Source organism: Hydrogenobacter sp. (genome assembly GCA_041287335.1).
GTDB lineage: Bacteria > Aquificota > Aquificia > Aquificales > Aquificaceae > Hydrogenobacter.
The window spans coordinates 1-21,225 of record JBEULM010000008.1 but is presented as its reverse complement, the minus strand read 5'-3'; the positions used below and the strand labels follow the sequence as shown (position 1 = coordinate 21,225).

The window sequence follows — 21,225 nt, the reverse complement described above, 5'->3', positions numbered from 1 at the left end:
CCACGTAGCTTCAACCCAAAGATGAACAACCCACCACCACCAAAATTGATCAACAGATATGTTTGGTGTGAAGAACATGCCAGCAAGGTAAAGACCAAAGAGAAAGGCAAGGTCAACGATAAGAACTCCCAAAATGCCTGTTATTCTCTTACTTGCCAGAGTTGTAGCTATCACGTTATAGGCAACTATCATGGCAACGGCAACTATGCTTATGTCTGCCCATCTGGGCGCTTCTATGTACTCTCTCCCTTCAGTTATAAACCACAGAGTAAAAAGGTCTCCTTTACCAAACTGCTTTAGAAGATAGACCAGCACAACTATGGCAACCGCTATCACAAAAGCAAAGTAAGCGAGCTTTCCAAGTTTTATACCCACCACTTCCCTTTGCGTCTCAATGGGTAAAAACCAATAAATACCTCCCAAAAAACCCATCAGAAGCCAGATCACCATAGCGTTTATATGCATCATCCTGTTTGTCATAAAATTGAGCGTTCCGTAGAGAAAATCGGGATTAATAAATTGGTATGCAGCTATGAGTCCAAAGAGCAGTTGAGCACCAAAGAGTGCTATAGCTGTCCAAAAGTACCAAAGAGCCAGCTTTTGAGATTCGTAAAGTCTTTCCATGATAAGACCTCCTCACTGTGATACTTTAACTTCTGGGAAATTGGCAGGAAAGCCGTTTGTATCTATAGCGGACATCCACTTAAGATAAGCGACTACCGCCGTTGCTTCATCTTCAGATAACTTCAGATTAGGCATTCTCCTCACCCAGGTAGGATATTTATCGGGGTTCATCAAAAAGACTCTTATAGCTTCTTCCTTGGTTTTGGCACCAGTCATTGGCATGAGCTGTTTCTCCCACTTGGGATCAAGCCAAGCCTTTGTAAGATCAGGTGCGTAGTAAGCTCCGTTTCCAAGCAACGTGTGGCAATCCATACAGTTTCTGCTTTGTATAACAAGCTTACCTTTAGTTACGAGTTTTTCAGCATCCTCTTCGCTCCATATCTTACCGAATAGACCCACCTCTTTACCAAAAACTGGTTCCATAGCCATCCTCTCTGCATTGTAAACGTAACCTATTTCCCTATTGATAACTGAAGGTGAAGGTACCCTCTTACTGCCCATACTTATCTTCCTTGATGTGTCAACGGTGAGTATAACTAAGGTTGCAGCCATTACGCTACTTGTTATGATAGCGGTAACTTTCCAAAAGCCAGGTTCAAGCCAGTGACGTCCACGTGCTAATATAAGGCTCACAACTATGGAGATGAACAAGGTTGCAATTACTACCTCCAGCCACCCTACATTCATGATTCACCTCCTGTAAGTATTTACTTACCAACTATCTATTAATAAATTTATGACCCCTTTATATCTTTGTCAAGTTAGCCGTCCTCCTTTAACCAATGCACCCTTGATTCCGATAACTGTAGCTGTCTTACCGCCTGCGTATTCAAGAGCTTTGACAAAAGATCCTGCATCAAGGAAGAGTTTTCCATCTTTGTCCATAAATTACCTGTTTGGAGCAACCGCCATGAGTTCAAGATCTTCCGTATTCAGGTTATGATATGTGAAGTTTGTATGCGCATCCGCAATCACTACATACTCAACTGGGTAAGTCTCAAGCTCAGTAAATTCTTCTTTTACCTCGTCAGTGGTCAAAAGATACGCACTCGCCCTTCTTCTTAACAAAAACTCCTTAGTAACCCTTAATGCGGTGAAAACCTCATCTTCTTTTACATCAAAACCCAGGTTTTTGAGTCTTTCAAAGAGCTTTCTGGAAAGTATTCTTGTTGTAAAGGTTTGTAAGAGCCTGCAAAGTACCTTCTATAACTTCATCCCTTTACAAAGCACACTATCAATATCCAAGAGTACAGCCTTCAAACTCATACTTAAAATGTAGCCCCAAAAAAGGGGTAAAATTCAGAAGATAAATCCTGCCTCCACGCCGAATCTGGTTTGGTTCTTCTTGCTGTTTACCGTAAAGGGCTTATCAGCCTTTACGTAAGATATCTCTCCCCTTACAAAAAGAGGTCCTTTCGTGTAAGCAGGTGTCAGCGTAAAAGTCCAGCCCTTGTTACCATCACCGAGTCCTACCAAATCAATACCACCACTATCCGAATTATCTTTTACGTACTCAACTCTTCCTGAAACTTTAAAAGGTTTAAGGTCATAAGAGAAATGAATACAGCCACCGCTTGCCTTTGCCTTTTCTGGCACACCTGCTTCGCTGCTTTTTGGGGCTTCCACGTACATAAGATCGGCTCCAAGTGAAAGTTTATTTAGGGTGTAGCTTGCAACAACGTTGAACTCCCTTTTGTTTGCTGGAACTGCGGTAGAATTAGGTCTGGCATTTTTATCTGGCAAGAGCATGTTGAAAGATATAGAACCATCTTTCACAGGCGTGATTCCAAAGCTCGCTTCAATAGCTGGTTTGGCATGTGTTGTGCTGAGAGTATAAAAGCCATCGTTTACACCCATTTTTAAAAAGAACAGCTCAGAAGTGTATGTGAGTCTCACACCGTTGTTTATAACAGGTTGCATGTTCCATATGAGACCTCTTTGGATGTAGTTGTTAAGGTATGTAAAAGCTGATTCGTAACCTATGATGGTGGGAAGTTTACCGACTTGAAGTGAAAGACCTTTGACTGGAGCAAACTCAAGATAAGCGACAGGCAATGCGCTGAAAAGATCCGTATACTCGCTTGTCTTTAGTATTCCTACACCTACTACAGGCGTGGAGTAAGCTCCTCCCATAATGGTAAAACCTATAGGATCTGCAGATTTGGATATGGTGAGGATCGCAGAACCAATATCGTATCTTGTCTTTTTGTCGGCTCCAACTTTGTTGTTGGTGTAAATTCCGTAACCTGTTATAGACCCGCCTATGTTGAGGGTGCCTAAGAAGTCCGTCTTCAACTCTAAGGCATTAGCGATGCTAAAGCCTCCTAAGGTACTGAGCAGAAAAACTGACCTTTTCATGATATATACCTCCTTTGATTTTTAATTCCCTAAAAAAAGGAGCAGGAAGGACCTAAAGGCTTGCCTTTAGGTCACGTTGTAAGCATTTTCACCGTGCTGAGACCTGTCCAATCCAACTATCTCCTCCTCTTCTTTTACTTTCAAACCCACCAAAATCTTTACAACTACAAGGATTATGAAGGTTAATACAGCATCGTAAAGTATAGTGGTACCAACTGCAGCGAGCTGTATAATCACTTGTCCGGGATTACCGTAAAGTAAACCCTTTCCTGCCTCGTTTATAGAAGGATCCGCAAATACCCCAGTGAGTATGGCTCCCAGTATACCTGCAATACCGTGAATACCAAACACATCAAGAGCATCATCGTAACCCAGTTTGTGTTTCACTACGGCAACCATAAAGTAGGGAATCACACCTGCCAGTATACCTATGACGATCGCACCTATCACGTTTACGAAACCTGCCGCTGGCGTTATGGCAACTAAACCAGCAACAGCGCCTGATGCAAGTCCAAGCAAGGTAGGCTTCTTAGCATGTAACCATTCGGTAAGCATCCAGGAAAGAGCTGCCATTGCAGTCGCCGTGTTGGTATTCAGAAAGGCTGCGGCAGCAAGACCATTGGAAGCTACTGCAGAACCTGCGTTAAAGCCAAACCATCCAAACCAAAGTAAACCAGCACCTATGACTACCATAGGCAGATTACTTGGAATAAGACTTATATCCTTTCTTCTGCCTAAAAGTAACGCACCTACAAGTCCCGCAATACCCGCATTTATATGAACCACAGTACCACCAGCAAAATCCAAAGCACCGAGCTTCGCTAAAAATCCTCCACCCCATACCCAGTGGGCTATTGGGACGTAAACCAGACTCATCCAGAGGATGCTGAAAATCACCCATGCGGAAAACCTGATCCTCTCTATATAAGAACCACTTATGAGAGCTACTGTTATTGCTGCAAAGGTAAGCTGGAAGACTACAAAGATAAACTCGGGTATGGTTCCTTGAAGACTTTTAACATCCACACCTTGAAGAAGGATCTTAGAAGGACTTCCTATGATACCGTTTATGTCAGTATTGAAGGCGAGACTGTAGCCGTACAGTACCCATAACACAGATACAATACAGTATGTTACAAAAGACATGGCTATAGTGTTAAGTGTGTCCTTCCTCTTTGCCATACCTCCGTAAAATATGGCAAGTCCCGGCAGAGTCATAAGCATAACAAAAGCTGTAGCTACGATCATCCATGCAGTGTCACCAGTATCAAGCTTAGGCTGTGTTTCTTGTGCAAAGGATAGGCTGATGAGAAGCAATGGTATAATACTTCCTACGCGACGCATCTTCGTTCCTCCTTCGCCCCACCCTTCAGAGGGCGGGGCTACCTTTTTTTAATCGCTTAAACGTCAAAATAAAGCTCAAATTCCTTAGGATGAGGTATGAACCTTATCTCGTCTATCTCCTTACGTTTTGATTCTATCCAGAGTTGTATGAACTCTTCGGTAAAAACACCGCCTTTGAGAAGAAACTCGTAATCTCTCTCAAGAGCTTTTAGAGCTTCATCCAACGAACCTGGTAGCTGTGGGATATCTTTAAGTTCCTCTGGAGGCAGTGAGTATATATCTTTATCAAAGGGTTCTCCGGGATGGATGCGGTTTTCTATACCATCAATCGCTGCCATAAGTATGGCAGAAAAAGCAAGATAAGGGTTACACGTAGGATCTGGGAAGCGTATTTCAATCCTCTTTGCTTTTGGAGATTGAGAATACATAGGGATCCTTATACCTGCGGATCTGTTCCTTGCCGAGTAAGCCAGCCTTACAGGAGCTTCAAACCCCGGAACTAGTCTGTGATAGGAATTTATGGTGGGGTTTGTAAAAGCGGTAAGCGCTGGTCCGTGCTTTAAAATACCTCCTATGGCGTAAAGACACGTTTCGGATACTCCAGCATACTCAGATCCTGCAAAGAGATTCTGCCCCTCCTTCCATATGGAAAAGTGCGTGTGCATACCAGATCCGTTATCGTTGGGGAGTACCTTTGGCATAAAGGTGGCATACTTTCCATACTTGTGTGCTACCATCCTCACTACATACTTATATATAAAGAGCTTGTCAGCTTGGTTCACAAGAGAGTCATAGCGAATGTCTATCTCACCTTGTCCTGCGGTGGCAACCTCATGGTGGTGAAGCTCCACCACTATGCCAAGCTGGGACATTATGGATACCATTTCGTTCCTCAGATGGTGAACCTTGTCAAGGGGTGGCGCCGGAAAGTATCCCCTTTTGTGGGGTATCTTGTAGCCCGAAGAAGTTATTTCCCTGTTCCACCAACCTTCCTCCGAATCTATCTTCCAGAAGGCGTAATTGGCAGATGTTCCAAATTCCACAGAGTCAAATATAAAGAACTCAGCTTCTGGTCCATAGTAAGCTGTATCTCCTATACCTGTTTGCTTTAGGTACTGCTCAGCTTTTTGAGCTATGTAGCGTGTGTCCCTTCCGTAGCGCTCTCTCGTTATTGGATCGTATATGTCACATATCATTACAAGAGTCTTTGGTTCTATAAAGGGATCTATGAAGGCTGTAGAAGCATCGGGAAAGGCGAGCATATCCGATTCGTGAATGGACTGCCAACCCCTTATGGAAGATCCGTCAAAGCCTCTTCCGTTCTCAAAGGTGTCTAAAGACAGCTCATAGGCTGGTATGGTCAAGTGTTGCCACTGACCAAAGGGATCCGAAAACCTCAGATCCACGTACTGGATACCTTCCTGCTCAATGAGGTTTAAAACCTCTGCTGGTGAATATTTGGGCATGGTTGACCTCCTTTATAGAATTTCATATTGCTTGCTCACCTCTTTCTCCTGTCCTTATACGGACTACCTCCTCAATGGGTATTACGAAGATCTTTCCGTCTCCCACCCTACCCGTTTGAGCGGTTTTAGCTATGGTTTCTATCACCTTTTCTACATCCTCATCTTTTACTACTACCTCGATCTTCACTTTGGGCAAAAAATCAATTACGTACTCGGTACCCCTATAAATTTCCGTGTGTCCCTTTTGCTGACCAAAGCCGCGCACTTCTGTGACCGTCATTCCACCTATACCAAGCTCTACAAGGGCATCTTTTACCTCGTCCAGTTTGAAAGGCTTGATTATAGCTTCCACCTTCTTCATGCTCAACCTCCTTTTTCTATTTTTGCAAAGAGCGTGCCAAAACACACCCTTCGCAGAAGCTTTATTTTATTACCTTTTTGGAGCAAAGCTATACCTTCTGTATGTAAAATTGTTTACATTTTTGCTAATATGTTAACTCGCTTTCCGGGCAGTACCTTATCTCAATAGTTGTGTGAACTATATTGTCTACACCTTCAATGAGCTTCAGATAATCTTCTACAGAGCGCTCCTCGCTTGTAGTTATGCTAAGTATACACGCATACTTATCGTGGTGTATCCTGAGTAAGTGTATGTCATGAACTTTGCTTATTTTATCTTCCTCTATCCTTTTTATAAGTTCTTGAACTATAGGTGATGACATTTCCCTATCAAGGAGTATTTTGGATGTATCCCTTACAAGACCATACGACCAGCTGATGATTACAAAAAAACCAGCTATACCCGAAAGAGGATCCAAATACCACATACCCAGATACTTACCTCCCAACAAAGCACCTATAGCTAAAAAGGAGGTAAGCGCATCAGCAAGTACGTGAAAGTACGCAGCGCTCAGATTAAGGTCGTGATCGTGATGCTCTTCATGTGATAGGATAAAGGCGCTCATAAGGTTGACAAAAAGTCCTGCAAAAGCAACCAAAAGAGCCTCTTCATATCTTATATTCTCTTTCCTTATAAACTTCATTACGGCTTCCTCAAGTACAGAGAAAGCCATAACGCTTAGTATAACCGCACTAGTGTATGCTCCAAGAACCTCCACCTTCCATGTGCCAAAAGAGAAGCTAACATCCTTTGACCACTTTCTCGCAAGTATATAAGCACCCAGAGCTATACCGAAAGCTACCGCATGAGTACCCATATGTATACCATCAGCAAATAGAGCAACAGAACCAAAAATGTATCCCGCAATAACTTCAACGACCATGAAGATCAGCGTCATTACAAATACGAGGAGCATCCTACCTTCCGTTTTTTTCTTAGGTGTGTGAAATACGTGCTTGTGTTTGCAAAAGGACTTCTCCATGAAATTATAAAATATCTCTCCTAAGACTTTTCTTAGGTGAAGGAGATCATTCACTTTATATACACGTAGGTAATTATCCTATCTTTACTTTTGTCTCTCCTGTAAGATGGGTACTTGGCGTTACAGATAGTACACACGTTAAGTTTCACAAATTTGTGTATGCCGGATTTTTTTAGTCTCAAAACGGCTTCCTCTTGTATATCCAAAAAGAAAGAACCGCTCTTGTAGTGGATATAGGAAAAAAGGTCCTTAAACCATGCCTCCACTTGATAACAGCAAGCTTTCGCCGAAGGACCTACAAAAGCTACAACATTTTTTAAGGGTTCAAAACTTTTAAAGACCTCTACTGCCTCTTCAATTATCCCTTCTTTTAGACCTTTCCAGCCTGCATGTATCACCCCTACGGTAAAATGCCCCAAAAGAGCTATAGGTGCACAGTCAGCTGTTTTTACTCCAATCCTCACACCTTTGAGTTGTGTAATTATAGCATCCCCCTCTACCTCACCATTCGTGAGTTTTTCAAACACATATACCTTGTTTGAGTGCGTCTGTTTTAAAGTAAAGATCTTCTCTTTACCCTCACAAAACTTTACACCTACAATCGCATTGCCCACCCGTAGAAAAAATATCAGGTTAGCTTCTTCGCTTTCTCCAATGCTTTGTGTACACATTCTATCAGTATACCGGAAAAAGCTCTATCTTCAAGTACCTTTATACCTTCAACGGTAGTTCCGCCTGGAGATGCTACTTTGATTATCCACTCTTCGGGATGACCTTCAAACCTCTTTAAGATTTCACAGCTACCCAAAACAGTATCAAGCACTATACTTTTGGACATCTCGTAAGAAAAGCCTTCCCTTATACCTGCAGTTATCAGAGCAGAGATAAACTTAAAGACAAAGGCTGGTCCCGAACCTGCCAAAGCCGTAAAAGCATCTATAAGTTCCTCACCTATTTCGTACAGACTACCACACGATGAGAAAAGATCCTTGAACTCTTCCTTTTCCTGATCTTTAACTTCCGGACTGCAGATGTATGCTATGGCGCCCTTTTGAACAGCCACATTTATATTAGGCATGGCCCTCACTATCTTTTTTTTACCTATAAACTTTTCTATACTGTTTAGAGATAGACCTGCAACTATGCTGACAAGGATTTTATCCTTTAAAGTATCTTTAAGCCTTTCCAGTACTGCCATCGCATCCTTAGGTTTCACGGCAAGGAGTACAAATTTAGACTCATCTACCAAAAACTTCAGATCTTTTGCAACACCAAAACCTTCCTCCGCCGCTCTTTTCATCTTTTCTTCGTTTGTATCGTACACTATTACCTGCAGAGCTTTTTCTTTCAATCCTTTTGCGAAGCTACTTCCCATGTTACCATAACCGATAATTCCAACCCTCATAGTAGAAGGCATTATATTACACAATTCGGATAGAATATATCTATGAGCTTGAGGATATACAACACCCTGAGCGGTAAGCTTGAAGAGTTCGTCCCACTAAATCCCCCCAAGGTGTTTATATACACATGCGGAGTGACGGTTTATGATGATTCTCATGTGGGTCACGGCAGAAGTCTCATAGTTTTTGATGTATTCAGGAGGTATTTGGAGCATCTAGGCTACAGGGTAAAGTTCGTAAGGAACTTCACTGATGTGGATGACAAAATTATAAATAGAGCAAGGGAGGAAGGTGTGGACTTTATGACAGTAGCCAACAGATACATAGCCAGCTACTATGTAGATATGGAAAATATAAGGGTCAAGCCTGCGGATGTGGAGCCGAGAGTAACTGAACATATAAAGGAGATAGTAGAAATAATAGAAAACCTCATAAAAAAGGGGGTTGCTTACGAATCGGGAGGCGATGTTTACTTTTCTGTGAAAGCGTTCCCCGATTACGGAAAGCTATCCAAAAGAAGCACAGAGGAACTTGAGGTCGGAGCAAGGATAGAACCATCAGAAAAGAAGAAAGATCCACTTGATTTTGCACTGTGGAAGTCTGCAAAAGCAGGCGAACCTGCATGGGAAAGTCCCTGGGGGTTAGGAAGACCGGGATGGCATACTGAGTGTGTGGCTATGATCTTCAAACATCTCGGAGAAACCATAGATATACACGGTGGAGGTTTAGATTTAGTCTTTCCTCATCACGAGAACGAAATGGCTCAAGCCGAGGCTCTTACAGGTAAACCATTTTCCAGATACTGGATGCACAATGGACTCGTTACCGTTGGTGGGCAAAAGATGTCCAAGTCCTTAGGGAATTATATAACGCTCAAAGAAGTGTACAGCAAGTATCATCCGGATATTCTCAGACTTCTCGTCCTATTTACACACTACAGGAGTCCTCTTGACTTTTCTTGGGAGAAGATGGATGAAACTAAGAGAGCTTACGAAAGGATAAGGCACGCTATAGAGGACCTTGAAACCCTAAAAAATCTTGAGATTGTAGAAGGCAAAACTTCAAGCCAGCTATACGATAAGGTGAAGGAGGCGGAAGAAGCCTTTTTTGAAGACCTGAGCGATGACTTTAATACACCTTCAGCTTTGTCACGTATGTTTAATCTCGTAAGTGAGCTTGGTAAAATAAAGAATAAAGCACTTTCCGAAAAAAGGCTAAACAGCCAAGATTTAGAAGCTTATGAGTTTGCAGTTAATTCCATACTCAAACATACAAAGGGTATATTTGGACTTTTTGAAGATCTATATCCAGAGAGACCTGTAAAGGAAATCGTCAAAAGAGAGCTTGAGGCTGGACAAGTGATAGATGCGAGTTTAATAGAGCTTCTCATAGAGGTGAGAAACATGGCAAGGATGGAGAAGGTTTTTAAGATAGCGGACTACATAAGAGATAAGTTAAAAGAATTGGGTATAACGCTTGAAGACACACCAGCTGGAACCAAGTGGAGGAAGTTATGAGAGTGCTTAGCGGTATGAGACCTACTGGAAAACTACACCTTGGGCATTATTTTGGGGTTATAAAAAACTGGGTAAGCCTTCAGGACAAGCACGAAACCCTCTTCTTTGTAGCTGACTGGCATGCTTTAACTACCGCATACAAAAAAACCTCCGAGCTTCAAGAAAACATAAAGGAAGTTATGCTTGACTGGGTTGCTTTAGGTCTTGATCCAAAAAAGAGTATACTCTTCATACAATCTAAGGTGAAAGAGCATGCAGAACTCTTTCTGCTGTTTAGCATGATAACACCGAAAAGCTGGCTTGAGTGGAACCCCACATACAAGGATATGAAATATAACCTTCTGAAGATATCCGACATGGAGATACAGTTCAGAGGAGGTATGAGGGATCTCGTAAAAGAGTTTGTATCAAAGCTACCTTATAAAGTTGAAGATTTTGAGGCACTTGAAGAACTTATCCTTGATGAGGTGTCCGAATCTTTCGTGAAAGCGGTCTTTGATGGATACTTGGAAAGTGAAATGCTCAAAGAGCTTAATGTGTCCAAAAGGGACTTTTACGATACTGACACATACGGTTTTTTAGGTTACCCCGTACTTCAAGCGGTTGACATACTAATATACAAAGCTAACGCAGTACCGGTAGGTGAGGATCAGCTTCCCCACATAGAGCTAACCAGAGAAATAGCCAGAAGGTTTAACTACCTTTACGGTGATACCTTTCCAGAACCGGAAGCGCTCCTTACAGAAACTCCCAAACTCGTGGGTATAGATGGTAGAAAGATGAGTAAGTCTTACAACAACGCCATATACTTTGCGGACAGTAAGAACGAGGTTGAACAAAAAGTTATGAGATTCTTCACAGATCCCCAAAAACTCAGGAAGGGAGACCCAGGAAGACCCGAGATATGCCCCGTATTTATGTATCATAAACTCTTTACCCAAGATGAAAAGGTTCTTGAGATAGAAAGGGATTGTAGAAGTGGAAAGCTTGGCTGTGTAGAATGTAAGAGGATCATGTTTGAAGGGCTTGAGAAGGTTCTTGAACCCATAAGAGAGAAAAGAGAGAATTTAAGAAAGGACATGAAACATTTAGAGGATATATTTGACGAAGGTTCTGAGAAAGCAAGGAACATTGCTTCAAAAACACTTGAAGAAGTTAGGGAAAAAATGAATCTCAAATGATGCTGATTTTATTTGTCATCCTTCTCCTGTATGTAGCGTATCTGATCCTCTATCCATTCAAATGGGTAAAAACTCATAAAGTAAAGCCTACATATTGGCTACCTGATTTTTACATTTACTCTTACCAGTTTCACATACATACGCAGTTTTCCTACGACTCTTTAGGTAAGCCAGAAGATGTGATAAGAAGCATGCGGTTGGAGGATATAGATTACGCTATAGTGACAGATCACGACACAGATGCCATAAAGCAAATATGCCATGATCCCAAGGTAATTGTTGGCATAGAGAAAAAGATAACCGATGAAAAGGGAAATATTCTTGGAGATATAATCAGTGTAGAAAATTTAAGGGTTGTAGCCCATCCTTTCAAGGAAAAGTACAGATGGAAGTTAGCTAAAGATGAGGATCTTTTAGTTGAGATAATAAATCTCAAAGATGCTTTACTTGAGGATAAATTTAGATTCTTTTTGTTTCTACTGCCTACAATTTTCTCCTACCCTATCCTTAAAGAAAAGTCCGTAACACTTTTGCGTAAGGTTATAGATGTAGATAGCTATGCTAAGGCTTATTTGAAAGATGGATGGAAAAATCCAGTGATGGGTGGGCTTGATCACCATGTTAAAATATATATAAGGGAGGTAGGAATGCGCTTTCTTTTTCCAAGTTACAGATTCTCTTTTTTGCTAATGAGAAATTTTCTACTTTCGGATAGGGAAATAGATCACGGTAAAGACTTCGTTAATGCCATAAAGAGAAATTTATCTCTGATCTCCTTTTATCCTAAGCCATCATTTATATGGGTTGAGGATAAAAAAGTTTATATTCAGACACCTTACGAAAACTCCCTTATCATCGTAGAAGGAAATCGCAAAACATCCTTCGAAGGTAGTTATGCTCATGTCGAGTTGAATGATGATACATACGTTCTATACGCATACAAGTACCTTTTTAGAATAGGGAAATTATATTTAGGACTTAGTCCCCTCTTTATAACCGCGCTTGAGGTGAGGAAATATGGAAAAGCCTTTACCGGAGGACATAAAGGAGAGGATCCTCAGAAAAGTTAAAAATAAAGCTCTTGCAGAGAGGGCTTTTGAGTATGTAAAGATAGTTGAGAGAGAAGATGGTAGTCTCTACGTAAAAGAAGACTTTAACGAGACGGATCATCATGCATTGTGGTTTATGGTCTTAACCGTTATGAATTATGCACAGAGGCTTTTGAAGGGGGAGGATATAGATGACTTATGATCAATATCTGGCTATAGGATTTGCTGTGCTTTTTGCATCCTTAACTGTCGCTTTTAAAAATAGTGTGACAAAACGACTCTCTGCCATATTCAGCGTTTCTTTTATGCTCCAGGCGGTTACTGGTTTTTTCAATAATAAACCTGTCGGTCTTTTATTGCTCTTTTACAGTTACCTGCTACTTTCCATAGCTTTCTTTTACGGTGTGTCTCTGACCAAAACTATGAGATCCCTCAAAAACAAGGCTTATACTGATACACTTACACAGGTCAGTAACAGAACATTTTTGGAGGACGTATTAAAAAGAGAGCTTAAAAATTACGAAAGGCTGGGTGTAAATTACTGCGTACTTTTTGTGGACCTATACAATTTTAAAAAGATCAACGACACTTACGGTCATGCCACAGGGGATCAAGTTTTGGCAGAAATGGGTAAAAGACTCAAGAGACATGTAAGATCCGATGACTTTGTTGTAAGGTACGGAGGTGATGAATTTCTCATAGTTATGAAAGATGTTAATGAGGATAAAATAAACTCAGTTATAGATAGGCTAAGAGCCTATCTTACCTTTAATGTGGGTGATATTTTTGTAAAAGCAAATATAGGATATGCCTTTTACCCCAAGGATGGGAATGATCTGGACCAGCTTATCAGAATAGCAAGTATACGTATGTATGAAGATAAAAAACTATACGAAAAAGGTGAAACGAGCTGATATAGTTTACTTAAAAAAGGGGACGTGCGGAGGATGGAGTACGAACAAGTTTTGTATATTGTATTAGGATTTTTATTGATAACATTTGCTTTTTTTACAAGATCCTTTATAGTTCTCATCTGTGGTTTTTCTCTCATAGGGCTTTGGCTAGAACACGGTATCATTTATATTAATATGCTTACATACACCATATTCTCACTGCTTTTACTACTTCAAGGATATAAGATAAACAGACTGTCTAAAAGGAAGGCTACGATAAAAGATCCTATTACAGGAGTTTATTCAAGACGTTTCTTTGAGGAATATTTAAAAGAAGAAATTAAAAAAGCTGGCAGATTTGGGAAAAAGTTTGTTATCCTTTTCATGGATTTGAATGATTTCAAGATGATAAATGATACATATGGGCATTATTTGGGAGATCACGCTTTGAAGATAACGGCTTCAAAGATAAAAGATAATTTGAGAGATTGCGATATAGTCTCAAGATGGGGAGGGGATGAATTTGTCGCAATTCTTCCTGAAACTCCGTGCGGTGAGGTACTTGAGATTATATACAGATTGTATCACAACGTGAGTTACAGTATTGGCACATTTAAGATAACCTTAAGTATAGGTTATGCATGTTATCCTGAGCATGGGCACACTTTAGACGAGTTAATACAGGAAGCAGACAAAAGCATGTATAAGGCAAAAATTGTTTATAAAGAGATGAAGAGGGGTTTGCGATGAAAACTCTTATATCAAAATAGTGATACAAAAAAGAGGAATGAGAGGAAAAGCCCCCAAAGTATCACAAAAAGCTTAACTTTTTTTCTCTCAAACTTAAGGGATATTTTTGCACCTGCATAACCTCCTAAAGCAAAACCCAACATCATCAAAAGCGCATACTTCCATATTACATGACCACTGAAGAGAAAGTAACCTGAAGCTATGCCGTTTATGAGCATACCTAAGATATTTTTTATGCCGTTAGCTACATGTATGTCAGCAATCCCCAACATGCCAAAAGATGCAAGCATGATTATACCTATACCTGCGCCGAAATAGCCTCCATACAGAGATGTAAAGAATTGTATGAAAAATACGGAAATTGGAGAGTTACCCTCTAAACATTGTTTGGTATATGCCACTAACCGATCATTCAGAGCAAGCAGTATTGTAGCGAAGAGAATCAGAAAAGGGACAAGGAGTTTAAAAGTATTTGAGGGTGTATTTACGAGCAGGTAAGCACCTACGAGGCTTCCTAATAAGGAAGGTGTAAGTAGTACTTTGAGATATTTTTTGCCATACTTTATCTGTTTTCTAAAGCCTAAAGCTCCTGTAAAAGAGCCGATCCACAAAGATACCGTGTTTGTTATATTTGCAGATACAGGATCCACTCCAAGCCAAACTAAGGTAGGGAAAGTGATAAGTGTACCTCCCCCTGCAACAGCATTAGTTGCACCGGCTAAAAAGGAGGCTATGAAAATCGCAATATGATCGATCATATAATTTTCCCAAATTCCTCAAACTTGAATCTATATGCCCTCGGAAGGAGATGTTTCTGAGGATGCTTGTAACCTATAGCAAGAACAACCGGGACTATTTTCTCTCTGTCTATGTTGAGAAATTCTTTGAGCTTGTCTTCATCAAATCCTTCCATTGCATGAGTTTCAAGACCATAAGCTCTTGCGGTTATCATAACCGTCATACAAAAGAATGCTGTATCTCTTATAGCTTTCCTTTTAGCTTTTTCTTTATCCTTCCATCCTTCAAGTATTCTTTCTCTCAGTGCATCTCTATTTTCCGCAGGGATATAGCCTAAATCTATCCAACTGTCCAGTACTTTATCCACGTGTTCAAAGCCCGCTCTTGTGTTTGCTATAAATACTATGTTTGCTGAAGCATCTTCAACTTTCTGCTGTCCGTAGCATATATCCTTGAGTTGCTTCTTTTTTTCTTTATCTTTGACCACTATAACTTCCCATGGCTGTATGTTGTATCCGGAAGGTGCGGTAGATGAGATCTCAAGTATCTCTTTTATGATCTCATCAGGCACATCTCTTGTAGGATCAAAGAAGGTTATAGATCTTCTCTCACTTATGAGTTTGAGACATTCCTTCATGTCATACCTCCTCAAAGATTGTAATCAAGTATGGCATAAGTTCCCGTGGCATATGCCACGAGATCCTCTTTAGAGTATAGTTCAACCACAGCAAAGGCGACCCTTTTGCCCATCTTTACGACTCTTCCTATAGCTTTCAATTTGCCTTCCTTTGCAGGTTTTAGGTAGTTTATCTTGATTTCAATTGTTACCGCTGTCTTATTCTCAGGTAGGTTTGCTATAACCGCATACCAGCCAGTATTGTCCGCGAGGCTGGAGATCACTCCACCGTGAACAAAACCAAGATGCTGAAGATGATACTTCTGAGTATCTATGGTAAGAACCGCACACTCTTGAGAAAGTTCCTCCAAAGCAGCACCTATATGCTCCAAAAAAGGCAGTTTCACCTCTATCATGGTATGTCAGCAAGTTACAGGAGGTGCCATAAACTCAGGTCCTACAGCCTGTTTAATATGGCTTTTAAGTATCTCGTCTATCAGTTGCATGTCCTGTGATGTGATCCTCCATCCAAAGACTGCAGGTATATCATCCAACTGCTGAGATCTTCTAATACCCCATAAAGCTACACCAAGCTGGCTTTTATCTAAAAGCCACCTAACAGCAAGGTGTATTACACGCTTACTATATCTCTCTCTTGCAAACTTATCAAGTTCTTCCACAGTAGACAGATACTGAGAAAAGAGAGGTTCCTGAAACTTGGGATCTATTTTTCTGAGGTCATCACCTTCAAACATCGTTTTTTTATTTATCTTTCCGCTGAGAAGCCCTCTGCATATAGCTCCATAAAATAACATAAGTATACCCTCTCGTTCGCAGTAGGGTAAAACATCTTTTTCTATATCTCTCTCAAAGAGATTGTAAGGTGGTTGACATACGTGAAGGGGCGCAATGCTCTTAAAAACATCCATCTGTTTAGGAGAGTAATTGCTTACGCCTATAGCTCTTATTTTTCCATCTTCGTAAAGCTTGAGCATGGCTTCAGCTGTTTCCTCAAAAGGTACTTTAGGGTCAGGCCAATGCACCTGGTATATATCTATGTAATCCGTCCTAAGCCTCTTAAGGGATTCCTCAAGCTCTTTAAATATCCTACCTTTACTCGCGTTTCTACATACCTTACCGTCAGGGGTCCACTCTAATCCGACTTTTGTGGCTATTACCACCTTATCCCTTTTTCCATATTCCTTTATAGCCTTACCAACTATCTCCTCTGAAAGTCCAAATCCGTAAACCGGTGCTGTATCTACAAGATTCAATCCCATATCAAAAGCTCTCAAAAGTGCTTTTATTGCGTTTTCTGTGTCTGTACCACCCCACATCCACCCCCCTATCGCCCATGTACCTATGCCCACTCTGGATACTTTAATATCCGTTTTTGGTATACTCACGTATTCAACCATATACCATTCCTCCTCAGAGAAGGCTCTTTACATACTCAGGTGTCATAGGAAGTCTATTAACTTCTATACCGTATCCCCAAAGTAGTGCGTTAGCAACTGCAGGAGCTACAGGAGGAAGCCCTGGTTCACCAACTCCTCCCATCGGACCTTCCCCTTTAACTATGTGAACTTCCACCTGCGGAGATTCAGCCATAGTAAGAAGTGGGTAAGTGTCAAAGTTGAGGCTCTGAGGTCCTTTCTTTGAAAAGCTAACTCTTTCTTTGAGCGCGGCGCTAAGTCCCATATTTATAGCACTCTCCACTTGTGAGATGAGTAGATCGGGATGGACAACAACGGGACCAATGTCTATTGCGCATACTACTCTATGCACCTTTACCTGTCCCGTTTCTTTATTAAGTGAAACTTCCACTACCTGCGCTACATGACTGCCAAAGGAAAAGTGATAAGCCATACCCATAGCTTCTCCGTATTTGGGTTTTTTGCCCCATCCTGCCTTTTGAGCTACAACTTCTATAACTTTCTGCGCCCTTTCATGATTTTTTAGCATTTCAAGTCTCAGATCTACTGGATCTCTTTTACCAGCTCTGGCAAGCCTATCAATGAACGTTTCAAGTGTAAAGGCATTATGCGTACTTCCTACGGACCTCCAAAACCATACAGGAATAGGTAAATCAACCTTAACAAATTCTACATGCACGTTAGGTATATCGTAAAACATATTCTCTATACCTTCCACAGCTGCTCTGTCTATTTTTGAAGGTCTTCCAGCCCACTCAAATACGGCGGGAACGGCTATTTTATGATAAAGGGCTATCAGTTTACCATTTTTGTCAATCGCTCCCTTGAGTAGTGTAGCATTCATAGGTCTGTACCAACCAGATTTTGCATCATCTTCCCTTGTGTATATGAGCTTTACAGGTTTTTTGATCCTTCTTGATATCTCCACAGCTTCCTTTACAAATTCTACATTGGATTTTCTACCGAATCCTCCTCCAAGATACGTGGTATAAACCTCTATTTTGTCCTCAGGTAAACCGGTGACTTCCTTCGCTACTTTTAAAGCCCACGTTTGAGCTTGAATAGGTGCGTATACGATACATCTATCATCCCTTACGTCAGCTACACAAGCCATAGGCTCCATAGTGGCATGATACAGATAAGGAAGCACATAAAGGGATTCCACTTTTATACCTGAGCTAGCGAGTTTCCCTTCGGGGTCACCATCTCTCCTTGCAATCGCTCCACTCTTTTTGAGCATTTCAAGATAGTAACTGTATAGTTTATCATCATCAAAGCCGTCTAAAGGACTCTGTGTCCACTCTACACGCAGCTTCTCCCTTCCAGAAAGCGCAGACTCAAAGGTTTTTGCACATACAGCCACACCAGAAGATACGGGGAATACATCAAGAACACCGCTTAGCTGCTTTGTCAATGATGCATCGTAAGATTTTACCTTAGCACCAAAATAGGGGGGTCTCTCTACTACAGCGTAAACCATGTCTTTGACTCTCACATCTATACCGAATACAGCTTTACCTTCCACTTTATCAGGCGTGTCTATCCTCGGAACTCCTTTACCTATATACACAAATTCGGAAGGATCTTTCAGTTTGGGGTTCTTTGGTACAGGCAGTTTAATAGCCTTTTCCCAAAGTTCACCGTAGCTCAATTTCTTTTTTCCATCAGTGATATATCCGGCATGTGCAACAAGCTTATCCTTAGGTACTTTCCACTCTTTTGAGGCGCTCGTAAGGAGCATGTCTTTCATAGATGCTCCCAAAAGCCGTAAAAATTCATACATGTTCCTCACGCTCGTACTACCACCTGTGAGCTGTGCGCCCATCTTTTTATCTATATAAACGTTACCCGCAGGAGCTGATCGCACTTTCACCCTTTTCCATGGAAAGTCAAGTTCGTCAGCTACTATCATGGCAAGACCTGTATATACACCCTGACCCATTTCTGATTTGTTTATAAGTAAAGTCAGGTAATTATCCTTTGTTATGCTTGCCCAAAGAACTGGCTGAAGTTGTGAAACTTCGGATGCCTTTAAAAGCCTAAAGCCATTAGGTATCAGAAAGATACCTATACCTAAACTGCCCACTTTTAAAAACTCTCTCCTATCTATCATGATTTGACCCCCATAAGTTTTTGCGCTCTTTGTACAGCTTTTAGTATTCTCCCATAAGTCCCACACCTACAAAGGTGGGAGGACATCACGGAGACGATTTCTTCCGTACTTGCTCTGGGATTTCTCTTTAAAAGAGCGTAAGCTTCCACTATCTGTCCAGGCTGACAGTAACCACATTGAGGAACTTCAAGCTCTATCCATGCTCTCTTGATGGGATGGCTGGAGGGTATGCCTTCTATGGTGGTTATTCTCTTTTTGTGAGCTGAGCTGACAGGTGTTATACAGGATCTGATAGGATTTCCTTCCAAAAGCACACTGCATGCACCGCATATACCCTTTCCACAGCCAAATTTTGTTCCTGTAAGCCCAATATGTTCCCTTATAACCCACAGAAGGGGGGTTTTTTCATCTGCGTCAACCTTATACTGCTTACCATTAACATACAGTTCAAACATGATCCATTACCTCCTTATAACCACGCTCTTATATACTGTCTTGGGACTTGAGGCTTTATTCCATGAGCTTTTGCCCACCTCATGGGTAGGTAGGGATCTCTCAAAAATTCCCTTGCCATTGCCACGAGATCAGCCCTTGAGTTGTCTATTATGTCTTCAGCCTGCTCGTAAGTTGTTATTAAACCTACGCTCATCGTCATTATACCAACCTCCTTTTTTATCCTTTCAGCGTAAGGCACTTGAAAGCTCGGGTATGCCTGAACTTTCTCATCCTCCACTATACCTCCCGAGGAGCAATCTATCACATCACAGCCCTCATCTTTTAACCTTTTCGCCAAATGTATGCTATCTTCTAAGTTCCAGCCACCTTCCACGTGATCAACGCATGAAAGTCTTACAAAGAGTGGCATGCTGTCAGGTATTACTTTCCTTATCTTTCGCACTATCTCTACCAAAAATCTTTCTCTGTTTTCTAAGCTTCCTCCGTATATATCGCTTCTCCTGTTAGAAAGAGGAGAGAGGAATTCGTGAATGAGATAACCGTGTGCAGCATGAACTTCAATGATATCAAAGCCTGCAGAGACTGCTCTCTTTGCAGCCTCTTCAAAGGCTTTTTGCACGCTCTGTATATCTTCCTCGTTCATCTCCTTTGGCACATGCCAATCTTTACCGTAAGGTATAGGGCTTGGTGCTATTGCGTGTTTTGAACCTTTCACTTTCCTTTCATCTCTTTCCCATGGTGCATAGTCCTCAGCCTTTCTGCCTGCATGAGCGAGCTGCACTCCTACTTTAGATCCAAAGTTATGGCAAAAATCCACTATCCTTTTGAGTCCTTCTACATGCTCGTCCTTGTAAATACCAAGATCAACAGGGGAGATCCTGCCTCTTGGTTCTACCGCTGTAGCCTCGGTAAATATAAGCCCAGCACCACCCACAGCTCTTGAGCCTAAATGAACCAGATGCCACTCATTAGAAAAACCATCTTCCGAAGAGTACATGCACATAGGTGATACAACTATCCTATTCTTTAGAGTAACACCGCGAATGGTGAGCTGAGAAAAGACGCTCATTTTTTTACCTCCTCGCTTATAGCCATTTTACCCTTTAATTATCTTTTGTCAAGTACTTACAATTTTGTGATATACTTACAAAAAGGTAACTATAGGAGGTGTATTATGAGCGAGTGTCCCATTGAAGTGACACTTAGCGTAATAGGAGGAAAGTGGAAGTTTCTGATCATCAAAGAGCTTATGGATGGACCAAAAAGGTTCTCTCAGCTTATGAGATCCATAAAGGGCATAACCCAGAGGATGCTTACCAAACAGCTTAGGGAACTTGAGCAGGATGGCATAATAAACAGGATACTTTATCCTCAAGTGCCTCCAAAGGTTGAGTATGCTCTCACACCCATAGGCAAAGAGCTAAGGAATGTACTTCTTTCTCTCCACAGTTGGGGTACTCTATACGTGGAGAAAAAAGGTAAGAGCGTAAGTTCAAGCTGTGAAGCGAGATTGTTATATAATGGAGATGAGGAGGTAAAGGATGAAGATTTTGCTATCGGAGGAGGAGATACCCAAAAGCTGGTTTAACATTACTCCATACCTTCCAAGACCTTTAGATCCCCCTATTGATCCCCAAACTGGTAAGCCAGTAAATCCGGAAAAGCTTCTCGCCATATTTCCCGAACCTATAGTGGAGCAGGAAGTTTCCGATGAAGAGTGGATAAATGTGCCTGAGGATGTCCTCAAAGTTTACTCTTTGTGGAGACCTACACCTCTTCATAGAGCGAGAAATCTGGAAGAGTACCTTCAAACACCTGCAAAGATCTTTTACAAAAATGAGAGTGTATCACCGCCGGGAAGCCACAAACCAAACACTGCTGTAGCTCAAGCCTATTACA

At 41.3% G+C, this 21,225-nt stretch carries 25 protein-coding genes and 1 pseudogene; 8 read left to right on the top strand and 18 right to left on the bottom strand.

Features of this window, described 5'->3' with window-relative positions; translation table 11 throughout:
- From ABWK04_01080 to proC, 11 genes are all read right to left on the bottom strand, one after another.
- Positions 1–624 (bottom strand): cbb3-type cytochrome c oxidase subunit I (locus tag ABWK04_01080; GenBank protein ID MEZ0360478.1); only part of this gene is annotated, 624 nt, incomplete at its 3' end.
- Positions 625–636: 12 nt separating this feature from the next.
- Complete coding sequence (locus tag ABWK04_01075; GenBank protein ID MEZ0360477.1) at positions 637–1,311, bottom strand: cytochrome c; 675 nt, start codon at positions 1,309–1,311, stop codon at positions 637–639.
- A gap of 69 nt (positions 1,312–1,380) precedes the next feature.
- Entirely contained in the window at positions 1,381–1,509 is a 129-nt protein-coding gene (locus ABWK04_01070; protein ID MEZ0360476.1) for a hypothetical protein, read from the bottom strand.
- Between the two features lie 3 nt (positions 1,510–1,512).
- Positions 1,513–1,788, bottom strand: coding sequence for a hypothetical protein (locus ABWK04_01065; protein ID MEZ0360475.1), 276 nt, complete (start codon positions 1,786–1,788; stop codon positions 1,513–1,515).
- Positions 1,789–1,923: 135 nt separating this feature from the next.
- Positions 1,924–2,982 (bottom strand): porin, encoded by a 1,059-nt coding sequence (locus ABWK04_01060; GenBank protein ID MEZ0360474.1) that lies wholly within the window; start codon positions 2,980–2,982, stop codon positions 1,924–1,926.
- Positions 2,983–3,048: 66 nt separating this feature from the next.
- Positions 3,049–4,326 (bottom strand): ammonium transporter, encoded by a 1,278-nt coding sequence (locus ABWK04_01055; GenBank protein MEZ0360473.1) that lies wholly within the window; start codon positions 4,324–4,326, stop codon positions 3,049–3,051.
- Positions 4,327–4,382: 56 nt separating this feature from the next.
- A complete protein-coding gene (gene glnA, locus ABWK04_01050) occupies positions 4,383–5,792 on the bottom strand; it encodes a type I glutamate--ammonia ligase (GenBank protein ID MEZ0360472.1) in 1,410 nt (469 codons plus the stop codon).
- Positions 5,793–5,814: 22 nt separating this feature from the next.
- Positions 5,815–6,153 (bottom strand): P-II family nitrogen regulator, encoded by a 339-nt coding sequence (locus ABWK04_01045; GenBank protein MEZ0360471.1) that lies wholly within the window; start codon positions 6,151–6,153, stop codon positions 5,815–5,817.
- Positions 6,154–6,277: 124 nt separating this feature from the next.
- Positions 6,278–7,174, bottom strand: coding sequence for a cation diffusion facilitator family transporter (locus ABWK04_01040; protein ID MEZ0360470.1), 897 nt, complete (start codon positions 7,172–7,174; stop codon positions 6,278–6,280).
- A 50-nt stretch (positions 7,175–7,224) separates the two neighbouring features.
- Positions 7,225–7,845 carry a laccase domain-containing protein gene (locus ABWK04_01035; GenBank protein ID MEZ0360469.1) on the bottom strand — a complete coding sequence of 207 codons (621 nt, stop codon included), beginning with the start codon at positions 7,843–7,845 and terminating at the stop codon, positions 7,225–7,227.
- Positions 7,803–8,579 (bottom strand): pyrroline-5-carboxylate reductase, encoded by a 777-nt coding sequence (proC, locus tag ABWK04_01030; protein ID MEZ0360468.1) that lies wholly within the window; start codon positions 8,577–8,579, stop codon positions 7,803–7,805. The genes ABWK04_01035 and proC overlap by 43 nt, the downstream gene beginning before the upstream one ends.
- 42 nt (positions 8,580–8,621) lie before the next feature.
- Here proC and cysS point away from each other — a divergent pair, with 42 nt between their 5' ends.
- From cysS to ABWK04_01000, 6 genes are all read left to right on the top strand, one after another.
- Positions 8,622–10,094: a cysteine--tRNA ligase gene (cysS, locus tag ABWK04_01025; protein ID MEZ0360467.1), complete on the top strand. Its 1,473-nt coding sequence runs from the start codon at positions 8,622–8,624 to the stop codon at positions 10,092–10,094.
- Positions 10,091–11,275: a tryptophan--tRNA ligase gene (gene trpS / locus ABWK04_01020; protein ID MEZ0360466.1), complete on the top strand. Its 1,185-nt coding sequence runs from the start codon at positions 10,091–10,093 to the stop codon at positions 11,273–11,275. Before cysS ends, trpS begins: the two co-directional genes overlap by 4 nt.
- The gene (locus ABWK04_01015) at positions 11,272–12,345 is read left to right on the top strand and encodes a histidinol-phosphatase (GenBank protein MEZ0360465.1); all 1,074 of its coding nucleotides are present in this window, start codon (positions 11,272–11,274) and stop codon (positions 12,343–12,345) included. The genes trpS and ABWK04_01015 overlap by 4 nt, the downstream gene beginning before the upstream one ends.
- The gene (locus ABWK04_01010) at positions 12,293–12,526 is read left to right on the top strand and encodes a hypothetical protein (GenBank protein MEZ0360464.1); all 234 of its coding nucleotides are present in this window, start codon (positions 12,293–12,295) and stop codon (positions 12,524–12,526) included. Before ABWK04_01015 ends, ABWK04_01010 begins: the two co-directional genes overlap by 53 nt.
- Positions 12,516–13,238, top strand: coding sequence for a GGDEF domain-containing protein (locus tag ABWK04_01005; protein ID MEZ0360463.1), 723 nt, complete (start codon positions 12,516–12,518; stop codon positions 13,236–13,238). Before ABWK04_01010 ends, ABWK04_01005 begins: the two co-directional genes overlap by 11 nt.
- A 174-nt stretch (positions 13,239–13,412) precedes the next feature.
- Entirely contained in the window at positions 13,413–13,967 is a 555-nt protein-coding gene (locus tag ABWK04_01000; protein MEZ0360462.1) for a GGDEF domain-containing protein, read from the top strand.
- Between the two features lie 11 nt (positions 13,968–13,978).
- Here the strand turns inward: ABWK04_01000 and ABWK04_00995 are convergent, their stop codons facing one another.
- The 7 genes and pseudogenes from ABWK04_00995 to namA all read right to left on the bottom strand — a co-directional run bounded on the left by ABWK04_00995 (position 13,979) and on the right by namA (position 20,395).
- Positions 13,979–14,725, bottom strand: coding sequence for a sulfite exporter TauE/SafE family protein (locus tag ABWK04_00995; protein ID MEZ0360461.1), 747 nt, complete (start codon positions 14,723–14,725; stop codon positions 13,979–13,981).
- Positions 14,722–15,342, bottom strand: a complete 621-nt coding sequence (locus ABWK04_00990; GenBank protein MEZ0360460.1) for a nitroreductase family protein — start codon at positions 15,340–15,342, stop codon at positions 14,722–14,724. Before ABWK04_00990 ends, ABWK04_00995 begins: the two co-directional genes overlap by 4 nt.
- 1 nt (position 15,343) lies before the next feature.
- Positions 15,344–15,737: pseudogene (locus tag ABWK04_00985) on the bottom strand (PaaI family thioesterase).
- 6 nt (positions 15,738–15,743) lie between these two features.
- A complete protein-coding gene (locus ABWK04_00980) occupies positions 15,744–16,739 on the bottom strand; it encodes an aldo/keto reductase (GenBank protein MEZ0360459.1) in 996 nt (331 codons plus the stop codon).
- Positions 16,740–16,752: 13 nt separating this feature from the next.
- Positions 16,753–18,870: a xanthine dehydrogenase family protein molybdopterin-binding subunit gene (locus ABWK04_00975; protein MEZ0360458.1), complete on the bottom strand. Its 2,118-nt coding sequence runs from the start codon at positions 18,868–18,870 to the stop codon at positions 16,753–16,755.
- Positions 18,867–19,325 carry a (2Fe-2S)-binding protein gene (locus ABWK04_00970; protein MEZ0360457.1) on the bottom strand — a complete coding sequence of 153 codons (459 nt, stop codon included), beginning with the start codon at positions 19,323–19,325 and terminating at the stop codon, positions 18,867–18,869. Before ABWK04_00970 ends, ABWK04_00975 begins: the two co-directional genes overlap by 4 nt.
- A 14-nt stretch (positions 19,326–19,339) precedes the next feature.
- Positions 19,340–20,395 (bottom strand): NADPH dehydrogenase NamA, encoded by a 1,056-nt coding sequence (namA, locus tag ABWK04_00965; protein MEZ0360456.1) that lies wholly within the window; start codon positions 20,393–20,395, stop codon positions 19,340–19,342.
- Positions 20,396–20,500: 105 nt separating this feature from the next.
- On the opposite strand from namA, the gene ABWK04_00960 reads away from it, so the two are divergent.
- Both ABWK04_00960 and ABWK04_00955 read left to right on the top strand, forming a co-directional pair.
- A complete protein-coding gene (locus ABWK04_00960; GenBank protein MEZ0360455.1) occupies positions 20,501–20,914 on the top strand; it encodes a helix-turn-helix domain-containing protein in 414 nt (137 codons plus the stop codon).
- Positions 20,868–21,225: TrpB-like pyridoxal-phosphate dependent enzyme (locus tag ABWK04_00955; GenBank protein MEZ0360454.1), on the top strand; the 358-nt coding region annotated here is incomplete at its 3' end. The genes ABWK04_00960 and ABWK04_00955, both read left to right, overlap by 47 nt.

Excerpts from the sequence above, each read along its gene's own strand:
- proC (MEZ0360468.1), bottom strand. The coding sequence starts at position 8,579 with ATGAGGGTTGGAATTATCGGTTATGGTAACATGGGAAGTAGCTTCGCA.
- ABWK04_00970 (MEZ0360457.1), bottom strand. The coding sequence starts at position 19,325 with ATGTTTGAACTGTATGTTAATGGTAAGCAGTATAAGGTTGACGCAGAT.
- ABWK04_01060 (MEZ0360474.1), bottom strand. The coding sequence starts at position 2,982 with ATGAAAAGGTCAGTTTTTCTGCTCAGTACCTTAGGAGGCTTTAGCATC.
- ABWK04_00960 (MEZ0360455.1), top strand. The coding sequence starts at position 20,501 with ATGAGCGAGTGTCCCATTGAAGTGACACTTAGCGTAATAGGAGGAAAG.
- ABWK04_01055 (MEZ0360473.1), bottom strand. The coding sequence starts at position 4,326 with ATGCGTCGCGTAGGAAGTATTATACCATTGCTTCTCATCAGCCTATCC.
- glnA (MEZ0360472.1), bottom strand. The coding sequence starts at position 5,792 with ATGCCCAAATATTCACCAGCAGAGGTTTTAAACCTCATTGAGCAGGAA.
- ABWK04_01070 (MEZ0360476.1), bottom strand. The coding sequence starts at position 1,509 with ATGGACAAAGATGGAAAACTCTTCCTTGATGCAGGATCTTTTGTCAAA.
- ABWK04_01035 (MEZ0360469.1), bottom strand. The coding sequence starts at position 7,845 with ATGTGTACACAAAGCATTGGAGAAAGCGAAGAAGCTAACCTGATATTT.
- trpS (MEZ0360466.1), top strand. The coding sequence starts at position 10,091 with ATGAGAGTGCTTAGCGGTATGAGACCTACTGGAAAACTACACCTTGGG.
- ABWK04_01010 (MEZ0360464.1), top strand. The coding sequence starts at position 12,293 with ATGGAAAAGCCTTTACCGGAGGACATAAAGGAGAGGATCCTCAGAAAA.
- ABWK04_01015 (MEZ0360465.1), top strand. The coding sequence starts at position 11,272 with ATGATGCTGATTTTATTTGTCATCCTTCTCCTGTATGTAGCGTATCTG.
- ABWK04_00990 (MEZ0360460.1), bottom strand. The coding sequence starts at position 15,342 with ATGAAGGAATGTCTCAAACTCATAAGTGAGAGAAGATCTATAACCTTC.
- ABWK04_01045 (MEZ0360471.1), bottom strand. The coding sequence starts at position 6,153 with ATGAAGAAGGTGGAAGCTATAATCAAGCCTTTCAAACTGGACGAGGTA.
- ABWK04_01000 (MEZ0360462.1), top strand. The coding sequence starts at position 13,413 with ATGCTTACATACACCATATTCTCACTGCTTTTACTACTTCAAGGATAT.
- ABWK04_01005 (MEZ0360463.1), top strand. The coding sequence starts at position 12,516 with ATGACTTATGATCAATATCTGGCTATAGGATTTGCTGTGCTTTTTGCA.
- namA (MEZ0360456.1), bottom strand. The coding sequence starts at position 20,395 with ATGAGCGTCTTTTCTCAGCTCACCATTCGCGGTGTTACTCTAAAGAAT.
- ABWK04_00975 (MEZ0360458.1), bottom strand. The coding sequence starts at position 18,870 with ATGATAGATAGGAGAGAGTTTTTAAAAGTGGGCAGTTTAGGTATAGGT.
- ABWK04_01075 (MEZ0360477.1), bottom strand. The coding sequence starts at position 1,311 with ATGAATGTAGGGTGGCTGGAGGTAGTAATTGCAACCTTGTTCATCTCC.
- ABWK04_01040 (MEZ0360470.1), bottom strand. The coding sequence starts at position 7,174 with ATGGAGAAGTCCTTTTGCAAACACAAGCACGTATTTCACACACCTAAG.
- ABWK04_00995 (MEZ0360461.1), bottom strand. The coding sequence starts at position 14,725 with ATGATCGATCATATTGCGATTTTCATAGCCTCCTTTTTAGCCGGTGCA.
- cysS (MEZ0360467.1), top strand. The coding sequence starts at position 8,622 with ATGAGCTTGAGGATATACAACACCCTGAGCGGTAAGCTTGAAGAGTTC.
- ABWK04_00980 (MEZ0360459.1), bottom strand. The coding sequence starts at position 16,739 with ATGGTTGAATACGTGAGTATACCAAAAACGGATATTAAAGTATCCAGA.